Annotated in this window: 2 protein-coding genes; both read right to left on the bottom strand. The window is 17.7% G+C overall.

Features of this window, described 5'->3' with window-relative positions:
- Positions 1–167: 167 nt before the first annotated feature.
- Positions 168–443 (bottom strand): hypothetical protein, encoded by a 276-nt coding sequence (locus GBZ86_RS16445; RefSeq protein ID WP_152892471.1) that lies wholly within the window; start codon positions 441–443, stop codon positions 168–170.
- Positions 444–575: 132 nt separating this feature from the next.
- The coding region (locus GBZ86_RS18085) for a hypothetical protein (RefSeq protein WP_207707484.1) at positions 576–755 on the bottom strand (180 nt) is incomplete at its 5' end.

The following is a 755-nucleotide window of genomic DNA, read 5'->3' as shown; positions in this document are numbered from 1 at the left end:
TATCTTTATTAAGATAGCACAAATTATACTTAATTTATTAAATATATCTTGAAATAGCAATTTTTTAGCCTAAAATATAAGTTTAAGAATATCATTTAAATACTCCTTATAATTTCTTTTTATTTTTAATATTTATTATTTGCATTTAAGATAACTTAAATAGGGAACTAAATTGAAAGAAAATTAAGTAATGTAAGATAACCTGGAAACATATTCAATATAATCCCTATAGAACTTAATCCTTGTTCGTTATATTTCTTAAGTGAAATAATAGCACATGATATGCTTATTAAACTAAGAATAAATAAAACAATCATATTATCCATTAAGTCAACAAAATGTATAGGATATATATTATATTTATTAGGTGTGTCAATAAAAGTAATTAAATTTAATAAAATTCCAATAAAAATACTAATAATACTAAAAATATATTTTTTCATATGTAATGCTCCTTTTTTTCTTTGGTAAATATAAATTATTATCTTTAATTAAAATAACATAAATTATATTCATTAAAGTTACATTGAAGTAAAATACACCTTCAATAAAAAATATGTATTTTAAAATTTAATTTATATATGTTTTTTATATAGATTTAAAGAGATTTTTAACAAGCAATTGAAAATAACATTAAGCATTAATGTATGCTCAGCATTAAACTTTTTTATTACTTCATCAAATGTTTTTTTATTCATTTTATTTATATTGAAATTATTGGATATATCTTTTTTATCATTACTACAACCCATAAT

The sequence above is a fragment of the Clostridium tarantellae genome (genome assembly GCF_009295725.1).
Lineage (GTDB): Bacteria > Bacillota > Clostridia > Clostridiales > Clostridiaceae > Sarcina > Sarcina tarantellae.
Note: the sequence above shows the minus strand (reverse complement) of the source record. Positions and strands in the feature narration are given on the sequence as shown.